Annotated in this window: 16 protein-coding genes; 9 read left to right on the top strand and 7 right to left on the bottom strand. The window is 72.4% G+C overall.

The genetic code is table 11. The annotated features are described in order from the left end of the window. The first annotated feature begins 54 nt into the window (after positions 1-54). The 6 genes from BLQ91_RS32180 to BLQ91_RS32155 all read left to right on the top strand — a co-directional run bounded on the left by BLQ91_RS32180 (position 55) and on the right by BLQ91_RS32155 (position 4,842). A complete protein-coding gene (locus BLQ91_RS32180) occupies positions 55-1,389 on the top strand; it encodes a hypothetical protein (RefSeq protein WP_245733968.1) in 1,335 nt (444 codons plus the stop codon). Beyond that, positions 1,386-1,772: a FixH family protein gene (locus BLQ91_RS32175; protein WP_176960062.1), complete on the top strand. Its 387-nt coding sequence runs from the start codon at positions 1,386-1,388 to the stop codon at positions 1,770-1,772. Before BLQ91_RS32180 ends, BLQ91_RS32175 begins: the two co-directional genes overlap by 4 nt. 17 nt (positions 1,773-1,789) lie before the next feature. Then, positions 1,790-2,881: a hypothetical protein gene (locus BLQ91_RS32170; protein ID WP_090102983.1), complete on the top strand. Its 1,092-nt coding sequence runs from the start codon at positions 1,790-1,792 to the stop codon at positions 2,879-2,881. Next, positions 2,874-3,392, top strand: coding sequence for a hypothetical protein (locus BLQ91_RS32165; protein WP_090102981.1), 519 nt, complete (start codon positions 2,874-2,876; stop codon positions 3,390-3,392). The genes BLQ91_RS32170 and BLQ91_RS32165 overlap by 8 nt, the downstream gene beginning before the upstream one ends. A 109-nt stretch (positions 3,393-3,501) precedes the next feature. Beyond that, on the top strand, positions 3,502-4,467 hold the full coding sequence (locus BLQ91_RS32160) for a hypothetical protein (protein WP_143022910.1): 966 nt from the start codon (positions 3,502-3,504) through the stop codon (positions 4,465-4,467). A gap of 9 nt (positions 4,468-4,476) precedes the next feature. Further along, positions 4,477-4,842: a sunset domain-containing protein gene (locus BLQ91_RS32155; protein WP_090102977.1), complete on the top strand. Its 366-nt coding sequence runs from the start codon at positions 4,477-4,479 to the stop codon at positions 4,840-4,842. A 155-nt stretch (positions 4,843-4,997) separates the two neighbouring features. Here BLQ91_RS32155 and BLQ91_RS32145 read toward each other — a convergent pair whose 3' ends face one another. After that, positions 4,998-5,861 carry an alpha/beta fold hydrolase gene (locus BLQ91_RS32145; RefSeq protein WP_090103105.1) on the bottom strand — a complete coding sequence of 288 codons (864 nt, stop codon included), beginning with the start codon at positions 5,859-5,861 and terminating at the stop codon, positions 4,998-5,000. A gap of 53 nt (positions 5,862-5,914) precedes the next feature. On the opposite strand from BLQ91_RS32145, the gene BLQ91_RS43480 reads away from it, so the two are divergent. Further along, complete coding sequence (locus BLQ91_RS43480) at positions 5,915-8,752, top strand: ATP-binding protein (protein ID WP_281199708.1); 2,838 nt, start codon at positions 5,915-5,917, stop codon at positions 8,750-8,752. On the opposite strand, the gene BLQ91_RS32135 is transcribed toward BLQ91_RS43480, so the two are convergent. Next, positions 8,741-9,511, bottom strand: a complete 771-nt coding sequence (locus BLQ91_RS32135; RefSeq protein ID WP_090103104.1) for an SDR family NAD(P)-dependent oxidoreductase — start codon at positions 9,509-9,511, stop codon at positions 8,741-8,743. The genes BLQ91_RS43480 and BLQ91_RS32135 overlap by 12 nt on opposite strands. A 96-nt stretch (positions 9,512-9,607) precedes the next feature. Here BLQ91_RS32135 and BLQ91_RS32130 point away from each other — a divergent pair, with 96 nt between their 5' ends. Next, a complete protein-coding gene (locus BLQ91_RS32130; protein ID WP_090102973.1) occupies positions 9,608-10,255 on the top strand; it encodes a TetR/AcrR family transcriptional regulator in 648 nt (215 codons plus the stop codon). Here the strand turns inward: BLQ91_RS32130 and BLQ91_RS32125 are convergent. The 5 genes from BLQ91_RS32125 to BLQ91_RS32105 are packed head-to-tail and all read right to left on the bottom strand — an operon-like array spanning position 10,224 to position 15,148. Beyond that, positions 10,224-11,660, bottom strand: a complete 1,437-nt coding sequence (locus BLQ91_RS32125) for an acyl-CoA synthetase (RefSeq protein ID WP_090102971.1) — start codon at positions 11,658-11,660, stop codon at positions 10,224-10,226. The genes BLQ91_RS32130 and BLQ91_RS32125 overlap by 32 nt on opposite strands. Next, a complete protein-coding gene (locus BLQ91_RS32120; RefSeq protein ID WP_090102969.1) occupies positions 11,599-12,915 on the bottom strand; it encodes an MFS transporter in 1,317 nt (438 codons plus the stop codon). The genes BLQ91_RS32125 and BLQ91_RS32120 overlap by 62 nt, the downstream gene beginning before the upstream one ends. A gap of 9 nt (positions 12,916-12,924) precedes the next feature. Continuing rightward, the gene (locus BLQ91_RS32115; protein ID WP_090102967.1) at positions 12,925-13,386 is read right to left on the bottom strand and encodes a MaoC family dehydratase; all 462 of its coding nucleotides are present in this window, start codon (positions 13,384-13,386) and stop codon (positions 12,925-12,927) included. Beyond that, positions 13,383-14,258, bottom strand: coding sequence for an amidohydrolase family protein (locus BLQ91_RS32110; RefSeq protein ID WP_090102965.1), 876 nt, complete (start codon positions 14,256-14,258; stop codon positions 13,383-13,385). Before BLQ91_RS32110 ends, BLQ91_RS32115 begins: the two co-directional genes overlap by 4 nt. A gap of 11 nt (positions 14,259-14,269) precedes the next feature. After that, positions 14,270-15,148, bottom strand: a complete 879-nt coding sequence (locus tag BLQ91_RS32105; protein WP_090102963.1) for an SDR family NAD(P)-dependent oxidoreductase — start codon at positions 15,146-15,148, stop codon at positions 14,270-14,272. Positions 15,149-15,239: 91 nt separating this feature from the next. Here BLQ91_RS32105 and BLQ91_RS32100 point away from each other — a divergent pair, with 91 nt between their 5' ends. Beyond that, positions 15,240-16,037, top strand: coding sequence for a PaaX family transcriptional regulator (locus BLQ91_RS32100; protein ID WP_245733967.1), 798 nt, complete (start codon positions 15,240-15,242; stop codon positions 16,035-16,037). The last annotated feature ends 55 nt before the right edge of the window (positions 16,038-16,092 follow it).

Genomic DNA, 16,092 nt, shown 5'->3' with positions numbered 1-16,092 from the left:
TTCCGACTGGGCAGTGACGCGGCGCACCGGCCATGATCGCTACGTTCGGTCGCGATGAAACGACGTGTCGTGATCTTGATGCTGGTGCTGGGGGCGGTCCTGGGGATCGCGGCCCCCGCGCTGGCCGACGGCGTCCAGTCCGGCGCCGACCTCCACGTCGCGCAGAGCCTCGGCGACCGCGACCTCACGGTGATCATCCGGCGGGTCGCGGAGGTGCCCGGTCCCGTGCACGTCGACGTGGTGACGCACGCCGGGACACCGCCGGGTGAGCTGACGCTGACGCTGCGCGCGGCGGGCGCGCCGAGCAGCACGGCGAAGGTCGTCCTCGGTGCCACGCCGGGATTCCACTCCGGCGTGGTGCACGTGGACCGGCCCGGCCCGTGGGAGCTGGCGGTCGACGAGGCGACCATCCCGTTCGTCGTGCCGGCACTCGTGTCGTCGCCGTGGGAGAACGCGACCTACGGCGGGTTCATCGCGGCCGGGGTGTTGCTGCTCGCGGCCCTGCTGCTGGCGGTGCTGGGAAGACCCGGCCTCGCCCTGGTTCCGTCCGCGGGCGTGGTGGCCGCCGTGGCGGTCGGCGTGACGGCGGCGATGCTGGCGCCCGCCATTCCACCGGTGGCGGCGCCCGGAACACAGCTGGACCCGACGTTCGACACCGTGATGAACCCGTACGAGCGAACGTCCACAACGGACTTCTCGCGGCCGCCCGTGACCATGCTGCCGCGCATGGAGGGCAACGAGCTCGTACTCGGCCTCACCGACGCGTCGTCGGGGCGGCCGGTGGACGACCTGCTGGTGCACGACAGCGCGTTCGTCCACCTCGTCGTCGTGTCGCCGACCGGGCACCTGCGCCACCTGCACCCGATCCGCACGGCACCCGGCGAGTACCGGGCCCGCCTGCGCGACCCGGAACAGGGCGAGCACGCCGTCGCCGCGGAGATCGCCCGGCGAGGCGGGGGAGTGCAGCTGCTGCGGTCGAGCGTCGCCGTCGCGGGCACCGCCCCGGCCACCCCGAACGACGGCAAGGCCGAGACCTCGGCCGAGATCCGCGAGGCGGGCAGGCCGAGCACCATCACGGCGAGGTTCGGCGAACGGGACCTGCAGCCGTGGCTGGGGATGCTCGGCCACATGATCGTCGTCGGCCCGGTCACCGGGAGCCCCGTGGACGCCCCGGTCTGGGCGCACGTGCACTCGATGATCCCGCCGGTCCCGGGCATGCCGGACAAGCCCGACGAGAGCGTCGCCGCGTACGGGCCGGACGTGCCGTTCACCTACTCGTTCCCGTTGCCGGGCAAGTACCTCGTGTGGATCCAGGTCGAACGGGACTACTCGGTCGTCACGGTTCCCACGGTCGTCGACGTGCCCGCGGCCAAGGCGGTGCCGAGGTGAAGCGCTCGGTCCTCGTGACCCTGGCCGCCGTCGTCGCCGTCGTGGCGGCGCTGGTCGTCCTGTGGCCCCGCAGCGTCGAGGCCCAGCCGCACCTCGCCGAAAGCGGGCGGTACCGGTTCGTGCTCACACCCACGAGCACCAAGTCCGGCAGCAACTCGTTCGACCTGCGCGTCACCGACCGGTCCGGCAACGCCGCCCAGGGCGACGTGACGGTCGAGCCGGCGATGCCGCGGATGGGCCACGCGCTCGCGCCGATCACCGCCGCGCCGCTGGCACCCGGCCACTACCGGGTCCCGGAGGTGGACCTGTTCATGGCCGGGCAATGGGAGATCACCGTCTCACTCGGCACGGAGCGGGTCGTCATCCCGCTCCTGCTCATCTGAAGGGGGAGGAAACGACTGTGGACATCACGGCGGTAGCGTCGCCGGCGAGGACGGTGCCGCGCGGGCTGGTCCCGGCGAGCGTCGTGCTCGGCGGCACCCTGCTCTCGCTCATCGGCCTGACCTGGGACATCCAGTGGCACTCCGACGTCGGGCCGGACACGTTCTTCACCATGCCGCACCTGTTCCTGTACGCGGGCAGCGCGATCTCGGGCCTGGCCAGCCTCGCCGTCGTCCTGATGACGACGGCGGACACCAAGCGCGCCAAGGAGGTCGACCCGATCGTCGGCGGCCGCGCGGTCGGCGTCTTCGGCCGCACGTTCGCCGCGCCCGTCGGCTACCTGATCTCGGGCGTCGGCGCCGCGCTGTTCCTGGTCTACGGCTTGTGGGACCAGTGGTGGCACGGCCTGTACGGCTTCGACGCCGTCATCGACTCGCCGCCGCACATCGGGCTGCTGCTGTCGATCTCGATCACGATGGTCGGCGCGGTCATGATCTTCGCCGTCGCCCGGGACCAGCGCTGGGGCACCTACGGTGTCGCGGCGTCCGCGGCGACGCTGCTCGCGTTCAGCATGGTCACGGTGCTCGGCCTGCGCGCGTTGCCCGGCGGTCCGGTCAACACGGTCAACGCCGGCAGCGCGTTCTTCTCGGTGATGATCCTGTTCATGGGCGCGTACGTCCTGAAGCAGCGCGGTGGTGCCTTGACCGTCGCCGTGGTCGTCGCCGCGCTCCAGGCGTTGTTCTGGTGGTTCTCGCCGTGGGCGACCGAGGTCTACGCGGACGCCACCGGCCTGCCGCTGCGCGACTACGCCGACGGCATCCCCGGACTGCCCAACATGATCCCGATGAGTCTCGTCCTCGTCGCGATCGCGGTGGAACTGCTGCACAAGCTGCCCGCATGGGTCTCCGGCGCGGTCGGCGGCGTGATCATCACGGCCTGCGCGCCGCTGCAGCGCATGCTCACCTACGGCAGCCCCTTCCCGAACACCGAGCGCTACATCGCGACCGTCGTCGCGGGCGCGGTGCTCGGCGCGCTGGCCGGGATGCTCGGCCGGCGGTTCGGCCACATGCTGCGCCACCTCGTCCCCGCCAAGGAGAACCGCCATGCGTAGAACGTTGCTGGGACTCGCGGGCACGGTGGCGTTGCTGCTCGGCCTCGCCACCCCGTCGCTCGCCTTCGAGCCCGTGAACGTCGTGCACACCGAGAAGGTGCAGGCAGGGCCGTACGACCTGACCGTCGGGTTCAGCACCTGGCCCGTGAAAGCCATGCAGTCGCTGGACTTCACGTTCGCGCCCGAGGACGGGATCGCGGGCAAGAAGGGCACGCTGACCATGCTGCACAGCGGCGTGGCGCAGGACGACGGCCCGCTGGCGCGCCATCCGCGCAAGCGGGAGGTGTGGGGCCTCGACATCCACGCCATGCCCGAGCCGGGCACGTGGACCTTGCGCTTCGACGTCGAGGGTCCCGCGGGCGCCGGCACCGGTGAGCTGAAGAACCTGCAGGTGATGGAGCAGCCCGGCCCGCCGATGGGCCTGTCGTGGGCCATCAGCACGATCCCGCTGTTCGGTCTGATCGCACTGATCGTGATCGCGTGGCGCCGGACGCGGACCACCGTGGAGTAGACGGGGCGACGGGTGGCGGGCGCGACTCCCGTCACCTGACCGGGTGAGGTTCGGCTCGAAAGGCTGAAGCAGCTGGCTTCGCGATCTTTCGTTCCGGTACCCCTGCGCGGTGCGTTTGCCTCACGCGGTTTGGATCGGCGGGCTGTTGGTGCCCGCACTGCTCGCCGCCACCGGCGTGTTCCTCTACGGCGGTGGCATGGAACGAGAGCTGCACGCCGGCGTGCGGGCAGCCCTGAAAAAGGCCGGCCACCACGGCGTCGTCGCGGTCGACGGCCGCACGGTCGTCGTCAGCGAGGTCTCCCCGCGCTCGGCCGACGCGGTGCGCGCCGTCGTCTCGGACGTGTCCGGCGTCGGCTCGGCCGAGGTCCGGCGGGCCGAACCCGCGCAGCTGCTCGTCGCGGTGCGCGGCACCGAGGTCCTGGTCTCCGGCGCGGTCGCCGACGGCGTGGAACGCCGCGCGTTGATCAAGGCCGTGCAGGCCGAGGACCGCCGTGTCACCGCGGCCCTGCGCTTCGGCGGCACGCTGCCGATCCCGCCCGCCGTCGTCGGCCGCGTGGTCTCCGCCGCGCTGTCCGCCAAGGTGTCGGACGTGACCGCGACCATCCACAGGGGACAGATCGCCGTCGCCGCCCGCGTGCCCGACGAGGCCCGTGCGACGGCGGTCCGCGAGGCCGTCGCGCAGGCGGCGAACGGCCTGCGGCTCACCGACCGCATCGAGATCGCGCCGTCCGCGCCGGTCGGCGACCTCAACGTCGGGGCGCTGCACGACTCGATCTCCCGCATGGTCAGCGGCAACGGCGCGATCCGGTTCGTGCAGGGCACCACGGCGTGGGAAGGCCACGGCCCGGTGCTGGTCGAGCGAGTCGGCCGCATGCTCCTCGTGGCGCCGCGCGCCTCGATCACCCTGGTGGCCCACGGCACGGACCAGGCGGTGGCCGCGAAGCGCGGGGAGATGGTCCGCGACGTCCTCGTCGGCCAGGGCGTGTCGCCCGCGTTGATCGCCATCGAGACCCGTCCCGCCCCCGACGGCGAGTACGACCCGGCCACCCGCCAGGTCGACGTCGCAGTCCGTTAGGAGTTACCCGTGCTCTGGTTGTTCTCGCAGATGTTCCTGCTGTGCGCGGCGTCGTTCGGCGTCGGCTCCCTGGTGACGTGGCTGTCGGTGCGCGGTCGTCAGCGGCCGGTCCCGCCGAAGCCCCGCCTCGCCCTGCCCGCACCCCGCCCGCCGGAGCAGGTGGTGATCGACGAGCGGCCGCCCGCGCCGGTCGCCGAGGCGCAGCCGGTGCGGAAGTCGTTGCCGGTCAAGGGCAACTCCAAGACGATGGTCTACCACACGCCCGATTCGCCGTACTACCGGCGGATGAAGGGCGACACGGCGTTCGGGTCGGAGGCGGAGGCCTTGTCGGCCGGCTACCGGATGTGGACGACCAAGGGGCGCGTCAAGGCCTGAGTGACGCCAGGTGCCCGGTCCGCGGCTGTCTCCGCGTCTCCGGCACCCGCGTCTCCGGCACCCGCGTCTCCGGCACCCGCGTCTCCGGCACCCGCGTCTCCGGCACCCGCGTCTCCGGCACCCGCGCGTCCCACCGGCTGAAAGCGCCGGGGGAACTACCTCTTCACCAGGTCGCGGATCGCCTGGGACACCACCTCGGGGGCCTCCTCGGCCATGAAGTGTCCACAAGAGACCGTCCGGTGGTCGAGGTCGGGTGCCCACGCCCGCCAGAGCTCCTGTGCGTCGAAGCCGAGCGCCGCGCCCCAGTCCTGCTGCAGCACGGTGACCGGCATCTCCAGCCGGGCGCCCGCGTTCCTGTCCGCGGTGTCGTGCTCGACGTCGACCGTCGCCGACGCCCGGTAGTCCGCGACGATCGAGGTGACGGCCTCCCGCGAGGCGCGCAGGTACTCCGCGCGGACGTCCTCGGGGAACGGCTGCCGGCTCCAGATGTCGAGGAAGTGGCCGAAGAACACGTCCGGGACGGCGCTGATCATCTGTTCGGCGAGACCGGGTGGCTGGGCCATCAGGAAGAGGTGGAACCCGATGGCGGCGGACGTCCCGCGCATCACGTCCCACATGTCGAGGGTCGGCAGGACGTCCAGGGACGCGAGGTGGGTGACGTGCCGCGGGTGGTCGAGGCCGGTGCGGAACGCCACGAGCGCGCCCCGGTCGTGGCCGGCGAGCGCGAACCGGTCGTGGCCGAGCGCCTGGGCCACCTTCACCACGTCGGCGCCCATCGTGCGCTTGGCGTAGGTGAGGCCGGTGTCGGCGGGCTTGTCGCTGTCGCCGTAGCCCCGCAGGTCGGGCATGATCACGGTGTGGTCGGCGGCCAGGTCGGCGGCGACGTGCCGCCACATGAGGTGGGTCTGCGGGAAGCCGTGCAGCAGGACGACGGGGCTGCCGTGGCCCGTGGTGGCGACGTTGAGCTCAACGCCGTCGTCGACCTGGACCCGCTGGTGGTCGAATGCGGTGTGGTTCACGCCGGGAGCTTCCCGCCGCCCGATCAGCAACCGATCAGCACCGGAGTCAGCGGGTGGTGACGTTCGGGGTGCTCGGCCCCCTGACCGCGGGGTCCGCCCGTCTCGGCGGTCCCAAGCAGCGCGCCGTGCTGGCGCGGCTGCTCGTCGCCCGCCGCCGGGTCGTTCCGGTGCGCACGCTCGTCGCCGACCTGTGGGAGGACCCGCCGGACGGGGCGGTCGGGACGGTCCAGACGTTCGTCGGCGCGCTGCGCAAGGCCCTGGAGCCCGACCGTCCACCCCGGACCCCGTCCACCCTGCTGGTCACCGAGGGCGCGGGGTACGCGTTGCTCGCCGAGGACGTCGACGCCTGGCGGTTCGAGCAGATGCTCGGTGGTGACCTGTCCGCGTTGGACGGTGCGCTGGCGTTGTGGCGCGGTCCCGCCTACGCCGAGTTCGCCGACGAGTTCTGGGCGCGGGCGGAGATCGACCGGCTGGAGGAGCTGCGGCTGGTCGCGGTCGAACGCCGGGCTTCCGCCGCACTGGCACTCGGCCGGTCCGCCGAGGTGGTGGCGGATCTGCGCGCCCACCTCGCCGACCACCCGTGGCGCGAGAAGGCCTGGAGCCTGCTGGCACTGGCGCTCTACCGCGAGGGACGGCAGGGCGACGCCCTGGAGGCGGTGCGCGATGCCCGGCACGCGCTCGTGTCGACCCTGGGCGTCGACCCGGGGGCCGAGCTGCGCGCGCTGGAGTCGGACATCCTCACCCAGGCGCCCGGCCTGATGATCTCCGCTCCCGTGCTGGTGGGACGGTCGGCGGAGCTCTCGGCGCTGGAGGCGGCGGTGCCGGCCGCCGGACTGGGCGTCGCGCTGGTGACGGGCGAGGCCGGCGTGGGCAAGACCGCGCTGGCGGAGGCCTTCTCCGGTGCCCTGGCCGGGCGCGGCTGGACCGCGGTCTGGGCGCGCTGCCCGGAGGACGCCCCGGTGGCGTGGCCGTGGCAGCAGGTCGTGGAGGGGCTGGGGGAGCGGCTCGCCTCCGCCGACCGCTTCCACCTGAGGCTCTCGGTGGTGTCGGCCGTGGAGGCGGCGGCGCCGGTGGTCGTCGTGCTGGACGACCTGCACCAGGCGGACGACGAGACGCTGGCGGTGCTGGCCGCGTTCACCGGCCGCAGGCTCTCCGGCCGCGTGCTGATCGTCGCCACGTCGCGCACCGCCGTGCCGCTGGAGGCGCTGGCCCGCCTCGGCCCGGTCCGCGTCGAGCTCACCGGGCTGTCCGAGGAGGCGGTCGGCGAGCTCGTGGGCTCGTCGGACGCGCGGGCGATCCACGCGCGCAGCGGCGGCAACCCGTTCTACGTCGAGGAACTCGTCCGGCTGGTGTCCTCGGGCGGCGACCTCGGCGACGTTCCGGCGGGGGTGCGGGACGTCCTGCGCCACCGCCTCGGCCGGTTGCCCGCGCAGGCGCGGCGGGTGCTGCACCAGGCGTCGGTGCTGGGGCGTGACGTCGAGGTGGACCTGCTGAGCGCCCTGGCCGGCTCCGACGTGCTCGACGCGCTGGACCTCGCACTGGAGGCGGGGTTCGTGGTCGAGGTCGCGCCAGGCCGCTTCCGCTTCACGCACGCGTTGGTGCGCGACACGGTGTACGAGGAGGTGTCGCTGACCAGGCGCGCGGGCTGGCACGCCGCCGTCGCGTCGGCGCTCGAGTCGTTGCGGCCGGACGACGTGCACGTGCTCGCGCACCACTACCTGCTGGCGGGCGCACGGGGAACGGCGGCCGTCAGGGCTCTGGCGGGGGCCGCGGCCGGAACGAGGTCACCGCGTGAGGCGGTGCGGCTGTGGCGGGCGGCGATCGCGGCGGCCGACGGGGTGCGGCTCGACCTGGTGACCGGGCTGGTCAGGGCGTTGGCCGTGAGCGGAGCCCTGGTGGAGGCGCGGGAGCAGCGCTCGGCGGCGTTGCGGAGCTCCGCCGCCGACCCGCAGGCCGTCGCGGACGTCCTCGGCTCCTTCGACGTCCCCGGCATCTGGACCACCAACGACGACCCCGCCCACTCCGCCGAGATCATCGCCGCCGCCGAACGCACGCTGGCGGCGTTCCCCGGCCCCACCGCCACCCGGGCCCGCCTGCTCGCGACCATCGCGATGGAGGACCGGGGCACCAGCGCCCGCCTCGCCGAAGCGGAGGAGGCCGAGGCCATCGCGAAAGCCCTCGGCGATCCCGGGCTCCGCGCGTTCGCCCTCAACGCCCGCTTCATGCACACGTTCCAGCGCGCCGGTCTCGCCCGCGAACGCGCCGCCATCGGCCGCGACCTCGTCGAGGTCGGACAGCACTCGGTGACCCACGAGGTCCTCGGCCACCTGGTCCTCGTCCAGGCCCACGCGGCCCTGGCCGAGTTCGGCACCGCCGGCCGGCACGCGAAGGCCGCCGACGACCTGGCCGAACGGCACGACCTGCCGCTCGTCGGCGTCTTCACCGACTGGTACGCGGGGCTGGAACTGGCCGCAGCCGGCCGGAAGGCCGAAGCCGACCGCGCCTACCGGGCCGCCGCCGCACGCGTGCGGGGCACGGGGATGTGGGGCATGGAACGCGGCCTGCTGCCGCTGGCCCTGCTGAGCCTGCACGGCCCGTCCGCGGTGGACCTGGACGACGACTGGGGTCCGCACCGGGACTGGGTGCGCCCGCTGGTGCTGCCCGCGGACGAGGCGGCGAAGGCGGCGCGAGCGCTGGGCTCAGGACCCCGGGATCTGCTCAGCGAGGTGCGGGCGTGCCTGCTGGCGATGGCGGCGATCCGCCTGGAGGACGACGAGCTCCGGGAACGTGCGCACGACCTGCTGCTCCCGGCGGAGCACGAGCTCGCCGCGGGCACCGGGCTCTTCACGTTCGGCCCGGTCCGCGACCACCTCGACCGGCTACGCCGCTAGGGCCGGCCCGAGCAGCAGCCCGCCGTCCAGCACGAACTCCGACCCGGTCGCGAACGCCGCCTCCTCCGAAGCGAGGTAGAGCACCAGCGAGGTGACCTCGCCGGGCTCGCCCAGCCGCGGCACGGCGAACGGCGCGGGGGAGTAGACGTCGCCGATCGCGGGCTGACCGTCCGCCACCGGCTCGGTGATCAGCGGTGTCGCCACCACCCCGGGGTGGATCGAGTTCACCCGGATGCCGTCGCGGCCGAGCTCCAGCGCCGCGGTCCTGGTCAGTCCGCGCGACGCCCACTTGCTCGCGACGTAGGGCGCGTAGAACGGCGACCCCGTGTTGCCCATCGTCGAGGAGATGTTCACGATCGCCCCGCCGCCCGCCCGGCGCAACGACGGCGCGAGGTGCTTGATGCCGAGGAACTGCCCCGTCAGGTTCACGGCCAGCACCCGGTCCCAGACCTCGCGGGAGGTGTCCTCGACCAGCGCTGCCGGGTGTTGCGTGCCCGCGTTGTTGACCAGCACCGACACCGGCCCGAACCGCTCCTCCGCGGCACGGGCGGCCTCGGCCCAGGCCTCTTCCTCCGTCACGTCGAGGCGCACGGCGAAAGCCCGCGAACCTAGTTCCTCCGCGAAAGCGGCAGCTGCCGCGAGGTTCCGTGCGGCGATCACGACCTGCGCGCCCTCGGCGTGGAAGCCCCGCACGTGGCTCGCGCCCATCCCGCTCGTCGCGCCGGTGACGAACACCGTCCTGCCGTCGAAGCGTCCCATTCCGTCCTCCATTGGTGAGTTGAGTGACTCGCCTCGGAACGTTAGGCGGAACGATGACGGTGAGTCAAGTGACTCACCTCATGGCATACTGGCGTCATGCCGACCTACCACGAGCGCATGGCCGAGCAGAAGCGGACCGCGATCGTCGACGCCGCCACCGGCCTGTTCCTGGAGTCGGGCTACGACAAGACGTCGCTCGCGCGCATCGCCGACGCGGCCGGGGTCTCGAAGGCGACGCTGTTCAAGCAGTTCCCGACGAAGGCCGAGCTGTTCGACGCGATCGTCACCGAGTACTGGCGGACCGAGGAGGGTGCGCTCACGCCCGAGCCCGGCGATCCGGTGACGGGGCTGACGGCGCTGGGCAACCGGTACGTGGCGCTGCTGACCCGTCCGGGCATGGCCGACCTGTTCCGCATCGTCATCGCCGAGGCGCCGCGCTTCCCCGAGCTCGGCCAGACCCAGTTCAAGCTCGGCAAGCTGCCGTTCTTCGACGCCGTGCGCGACTACCTCAGGGCCGAGGCGCTGGCCGGCACCCTCAACGTCGAGGACCCGGTGCAGGCGGCCACCCAGTTCCTCGGCATGATCTCGAACTTCGCGTTCTGGCCGCGCATGCTGCTGGTGAACTGGGCGCCCACCGAGAAGGCGCTGGCCTCCTCGGTGGACGAGGCGGTCCGGACGCTGCTGGCCCGGCACGCCGTCACGGCGCCGGCGGTCACAGGGGCAGCCGGCGCAACGCGGGCTTGAGCACCTTCCCGGACCCGGTGCGCGGCAGGTCGGACACCACCTCCACGTGCACCGGGATCTTGTACTTCGCCAGTCGCGGCGCCAGGAAGTCCCGCAACCCGGCCGCGTCGACCACGGCGCCGTCGCGAGGCCGGACGAACGCACGCCCGACCTCACCCCACCGCTGGTCGGGCACGCCGACAACGGCCACCTCGGCCACGTCCGGGTGCGAGGTGATCGCGTTCTCCACCTCGGCCGGGTAGACGTTCTCCCCGCCGGAGATGAACATGTCCTTCAGGCGGTCGACGACGTAGAGGTGCCCGCCGTCGAACCGCCCGAGGTCGCCGGTGCGGAACCACCCGTCCTCGGTGAACGCCGCCGCGGTGGCGACCGGGTCGTTCCAGTAGCCGGGGGTGACGTTCGGGCCCTGCACCTCGATCTCGCCGACGTCCGAGAGCCGCACGTCACCGAAGAACACGCACGTGCCCGCCGATCCCGCGCGCCGCACGCTGTCCGACGCCTCCAGGAACGTGGCACCGGGCGCGGTCTCGGTGAGGCCGTAGCCCTGGCAGAACACCAGGCCGCGGTCCTGGTAGGCGCGGATCACCGCGTCCGGCACCGCCGCGCCGCCGCAGAGCAGCACGCGCACCGACGACAGGTCGGCGCTCTCCCAGCGCGGTGAGGCGGCCAGGTCCGCGAACATCGTGGACACGCCGAACATCCACGTCACGCCGTGCTCCTCGACCAGGTCGAGGCACGTCGCCACGTCCCAGCCCGGCGTGATCACGCTGTGCCCGCCCTTGACGAACGTGGGCAGCAGCGTCTGGGTGAGCGCGGCGACGTGGAACAGCGGCGCCGCGACCAGGGCGACCTCGTCGGAGGCGATGTCGACGCCGATCATCAGGTTGAAGGTGTTCCACAGCAGGTTGGCGTGGCTCAGCACCGCGCCCTTGGGCCTGCCGGTGGTGCCGGAGGTGTAGAGGACCAGCGCGGGTTCGTCGATGGACACGGGTTCGTCCAGCGGCTCGTCGGCGCCGCCGGCGAGCCACTCCTCGTAGGTGTCGAGCGAGACGGCCCGCGGGTGTCCGGTGGCGTGGCTCGCCGCGTGGACCAGGACGTGGGCCCCGCTGTCCGCCAGCTGGTAGTTGATCTCCGCCGGGGTGAGGCGGAAGTTCAGCGGCACGAAGACCGCGCCCAGCTGGTGGGTGGCGAACAGGGTCTCGGCGAACGACGGGTGGTTCGGGCCGAGGTATGCGACCCGGTCACCGTGGCGCACGCCGAGCTCCCTCAACCGCCACGCGAGTCGAGTCGTGCGGACGGCCAGCTCGCCGTACGTGGTCGAGGATCCGTCGTAGGTGAACGCCTCACGCTTCGGCGCCATGCGCGCCCGGCGGTGTGGCCAGCTGCCCAGTCCCGCGTTCCGCATTCCCGTCTCCTGTCAGGCTGGTCCGGCTCGTCTCGTGCAGCGTCAGCGTGCACACGACCGTGAGCAGGCAGAACGCCGCCAGGATGTACGGGATGGCACCCGTGCCGGCGGACTTCTGCACCTGCGCGAACAGCAGCGGGGCGAGCCCGGCGCCGAGGCCCGCGAGCTGGTAGCCGAGCGACGCCCCGGTGTAGCGGCTGCCGGTGCTGAACAGCTCGCTGTAGAGCGCGGCGAGCGGGCCGTACATCATCGGGTGGACCACGGCCTGGCCGAGCACCAGCGCGATCACCACGTACCCGTTGTCCACCAACGGGAACAGCGCGAACCCGAACACCGCCATGAGCACGGCGCCGGCCAGCACCACGGGCCTGCGCCCGAACCGGTCGGACGCCGCCGACCAGCCGATGATGCCGATCACCGCCAGCGCGGACGACAGCGTCAGCGCGTTGAGAATGACCTGTCTGCTGTTGCCCGCCTGGACGCCGTACGCGAGCACGAAGGTCGTGAGCGTGGACTGCGCGACGAAGGCGGCGAGCCCGACGCCGACGCCGAGCAGCAGCAGGCGCGGGTGGTTGCGCAGCACGTCGGCCAGCGGCAGGGAGCTCCGCCCGCGCCCGGCCTTGAAGACCGGCGTCTCCTCGACCTTCATCCGCACGAACAGGCCGATGCCCAGCAGCACCAGGCTGAGCAGGAACGGCACCCGCCAGCCCCACTCGAGGAACGCCTGTTCCCCCACCAGGGCGGCGGTTCCGGTGAGCGCGGCCGTGGAGAGCACCATGCCGCACGGCGCGCCGGCGTTGGTGAAGCTCGCCCACAGGCCGCGCCGGGACGTGGCGTGCTCGGCGGACATGAGGACCGCGCCACCCCACTCGCCGCCGACGGAGATGCCCTGCAGGACCCGCAGCAGCACCAGCCCGGCCGGTGCGAGCCAGCCGACCTGCGCGTAGGTGGGCAGCAGGCCGATCAGGAAGCTCGCGACACCCATCAGGGACATCGTGAGCACGAGCATCTTCTTGCGCCCCAGCAGGTCGCCGTAATGTCCGAAGAGGACACCGCCGAGCGGGCGGGCGAGGTAGCCGGTGGCGAACGTGCCGAAGCTCGCGATCGTGCCGACCAGCGGGTCCAGCGAGGAGAAGAAGACCTTGTTGAAGACGATCGCGGAGGCGGTGGCGTAGAGCAGGAAGTCGTAGTACTCGATCACGCTGCCGAGGAAGCTCGACGTAACGGCACGGCGTAACTGCGTTGTTGTCGCCATGGCTTCACCTCATGCGTAGTGGCGGTAGACGGCACGTGCGACGCAGGCGGGCTTCTCGGAGTCCTCGATCTCGACGGTGAAGTCGACGGTGAGCTGCACCCCGTCGCCCGGCACGTCCTCGACGGACTCCACGCGCCCGAGCAGGCGGATCTTGGAGCCGACCGGCACCGGGGCGGGGAACCGGACCTTCTCCAAGCCGTAGTTGAGGCTCATCCGCACGCCCGTGACCTCGAGCAGCTCGCCCATCAGCGGGATGAGCAGCGCGAGCGTCAGGTAACCGTGCGCGATGGTGCCGCCGAACGGCCCGGCGGCGGCGCGTTCCGGGTCGACGTGGATCCACTGGTGGTCGTCGGTCGCGGCGGCGAACGTGTCGACGCGGCTCTGGTCGACCTGCAGCCAGTCGGTGTGGCCGAGGCCGCGGCCCGCCAGCGCTTTGAGCTCTTCGAGGCCGTGCACGACGGTGGTGCTCATGAGTCCTCCTTGACCAGTCCGAGCAGACGGGCGGCGTTGTGCTTGAGGATCTTGGGCCGGACCTCGTCGGAGATGTCCAGCTTCGCGAAGTCCGCGAGCCAGCGGTCCGGCGTGATCACCGGGTGGTCGGAGCCGAAGAGGACCTTGTCCTGCAGCAACGTGTTCGCGTACCGCACGAGCTGCGGCGGGAAGTACTTCGGCGACCAGCCCGAGAGGTCTATGTGGACGAACGGCTTGTGCGTCGCCACGGCGAGTGCCTCGTCCTGCCACGGGAACGACGGATGTGCGAGCACGATCCGCAGGTGCGGGAAGTCGACGGCGACGTCGTCGACGAGCATCGGGTTGGAGTGCTTGAGCCTGATGCCCCCGCCGCCGGGCACGCCGGCGCCGATGCCGGTCTGCCCGCTGTGGAAGAGCGCGGGCACACCCAGCTCCTCGATCACCTCGTAGAGCGGGTAGGCCATCCGGTCGTCCGGCGAGAAGTCCTGCAGGCTGGGGTGGAACTTGAAGCCCCGCACCCCGTGCTCCTCCACGAGCCGCCGCGCCTCCCGGACGGCGGCGCGGCCCTTCCACGGATCCACGCTCGCGAACGGGATCAGCACGTCGGCGTGCTCGGCGCAGGACGCGGCCACCTCCTCGTTGGAGATGCGCGGATGTCCGGTGGCGTGCTCTGCGTCGACGGTGAAGATCACCGCGGCCATCTTCCGCTCCCGGTAGAGCTGAGCGGTCTCGGCGATCGTCGGCTGGCGGTGCGCGGCCTTGAAGTACTTCGCCGACGCCTCCAGCAGGTCGGGGCTGAGCGAGCTGTGGCCGTCGCGGGAGATCTCGGCGTGGGTGTGGACGTCGATGGCGACGAGTTCGCCGACGTCCATCCCGGGCGCGTTCACGGTGCCACCGGCAGCGGGATGCCGTACGTCTCGGGCTCGAACTCGCCGAACCGCTCGGCGATCGCGGCCGCCGTCCAGCCGCCGGTGGCGAACTCGACGTGCTTCTCGGCGGGGTGCGACCACAGCGCGAGCCGGTCGCCCCCGATGCCGATCGCCTGTCCCGTCACGCCCCTGGCCACGTCCGAGGCGAGGTAGACGATCAGCTCGGCGGCGTCCTCGACGGTGCCGAGACCCTCGTCGCGGCGCACCCAGTCCGGCAGCGGCGCGCCCGTCCGTTCCGACTCCTCGATCAGCGGCGCGAACGCGGGGATCGTCCGCGTCATCTCCGTGGCGGCCACCGGGACGACGGCGTTGACGGCGATGTCGGAGCGGGCCAGCTCCAGCGCCCAGGTCCGTGCCATCGCGGCGATCCCGGCCTTGGCGGCGGAGTAGTTGGTCTGCCCGAAGTTGCCGCGCTGCCCGGCGGGGGAGGAGACCAGCACGAGACTGCCGCCGGTGCCCTGCTCCCGCATCCGCACGGCGGCGGCGCGGGCACAGGTGAACGTGCCGCGCAGGTGCACGTCGACGACGGTGTCGAAGTCGTCGTCGGTCATCTTCCACAGCACGCGGTCGCGCAGCACGCCCGCGTTGGCGACCAGCACGTCGAGCCGCCCGAACTCCTCGACGGCGGTCGCGACGAGCCGGTCGGCGGTCTCGGCCGGCCCGACCGGCGCGACCACCGCGGCCCCGCCGATGCTCGCCGCGACCTCGTGCGCGATGTCGTCGACGTCGTTGACCACGACCTTGGCCCCGTTGCGCGCCAACGCTTCCGCGTACGCCCGGCCGAGCCCGCGGCCCGCGCCGGTGACGATCGCGACCTTTCCCGACAGCACCATCAGGCGAGTCCTCTCCGTGGGGAACCCGACCCAAAGTAGGGCACATTGATGACGCTCGTCTAGATGCTGCCCAACATGTATCGTGAGCGCTGTGACGCCCCAGTCCTTGATGCTCAACTTCCTGGGCCTGTACGTGTTCGACCGCGGCATCGCGGTCTACTCGGGCAGCGTGATCGACGTGTTCGGGCGCGTGGACGTCTCGGAGGAGGCGGTCCGCTCGACGCTGACCCGCATGACCTCCCGCGGCCTGCTCACCAAGCACCGCAACGGTCGCAAGGTCTACTTCGGACTCACGCCGCGCGCGACCGACGTCCTGCGCGACGGCGAGCGCCGCATCTGGCAGAAGGGCGCGGTGAACCGGGACTGGGACGGCACCTGGACCCTGGTCGGCTTCTCCCTGCCGGAAGGCCGGCGCGGCGAACGGCACGACCTGCGCTCACGCCTGCAGTGGGCGGGGTTCGGCCCGGTGCAGAACGGCCTGTGGATCGCGCCGGGCACGCGGGACGTGGCGGAGGTGGTCGACAGCCTCGACCTCGCCGAGAACGTTACCGTCTTCACCGCCCAGCACGCGAAACCGACCGAGGCGGCCGACCTCGCGCGCCGGGCGTTCGACACGGACGCCATCGCCGCGCGGTACCAGGACTTCCTGGCGAGGTGGCGCGACCCGTCGGAGGCCGGCCCGGACGACCTGGCCCGTCAGTTGCTGCTGCACGCCGACTGGCTCGACCTCGTGCGCCAGGACCCGCACCTGCCCGCGGAACTGCTGGCGGGCGACTGGCCCGCCATCGAGGCCGAGCAGCTGTTCCAGTCGCTCGCCACCCGCTACGTGAAGACCGCGACCCCGCTGGCCGAGGCCGCCATCGAGTCGATCGAGATCCCCGCCGGGTAGCCGGATCCGGTGGTTACCTCGCGCTGCCGGTGTCGATCCACGTCCGCGTGGACGG

The sequence above is a fragment of the Lentzea jiangxiensis genome, assembly GCF_900104175.1.
In the GTDB taxonomy this organism is placed as follows: domain Bacteria; phylum Actinomycetota; class Actinomycetes; order Mycobacteriales; family Pseudonocardiaceae; genus Lentzea; species Lentzea jiangxiensis.
Note: the sequence above shows the minus strand (reverse complement) of the source record. Positions and strands in the feature narration are given on the sequence as shown.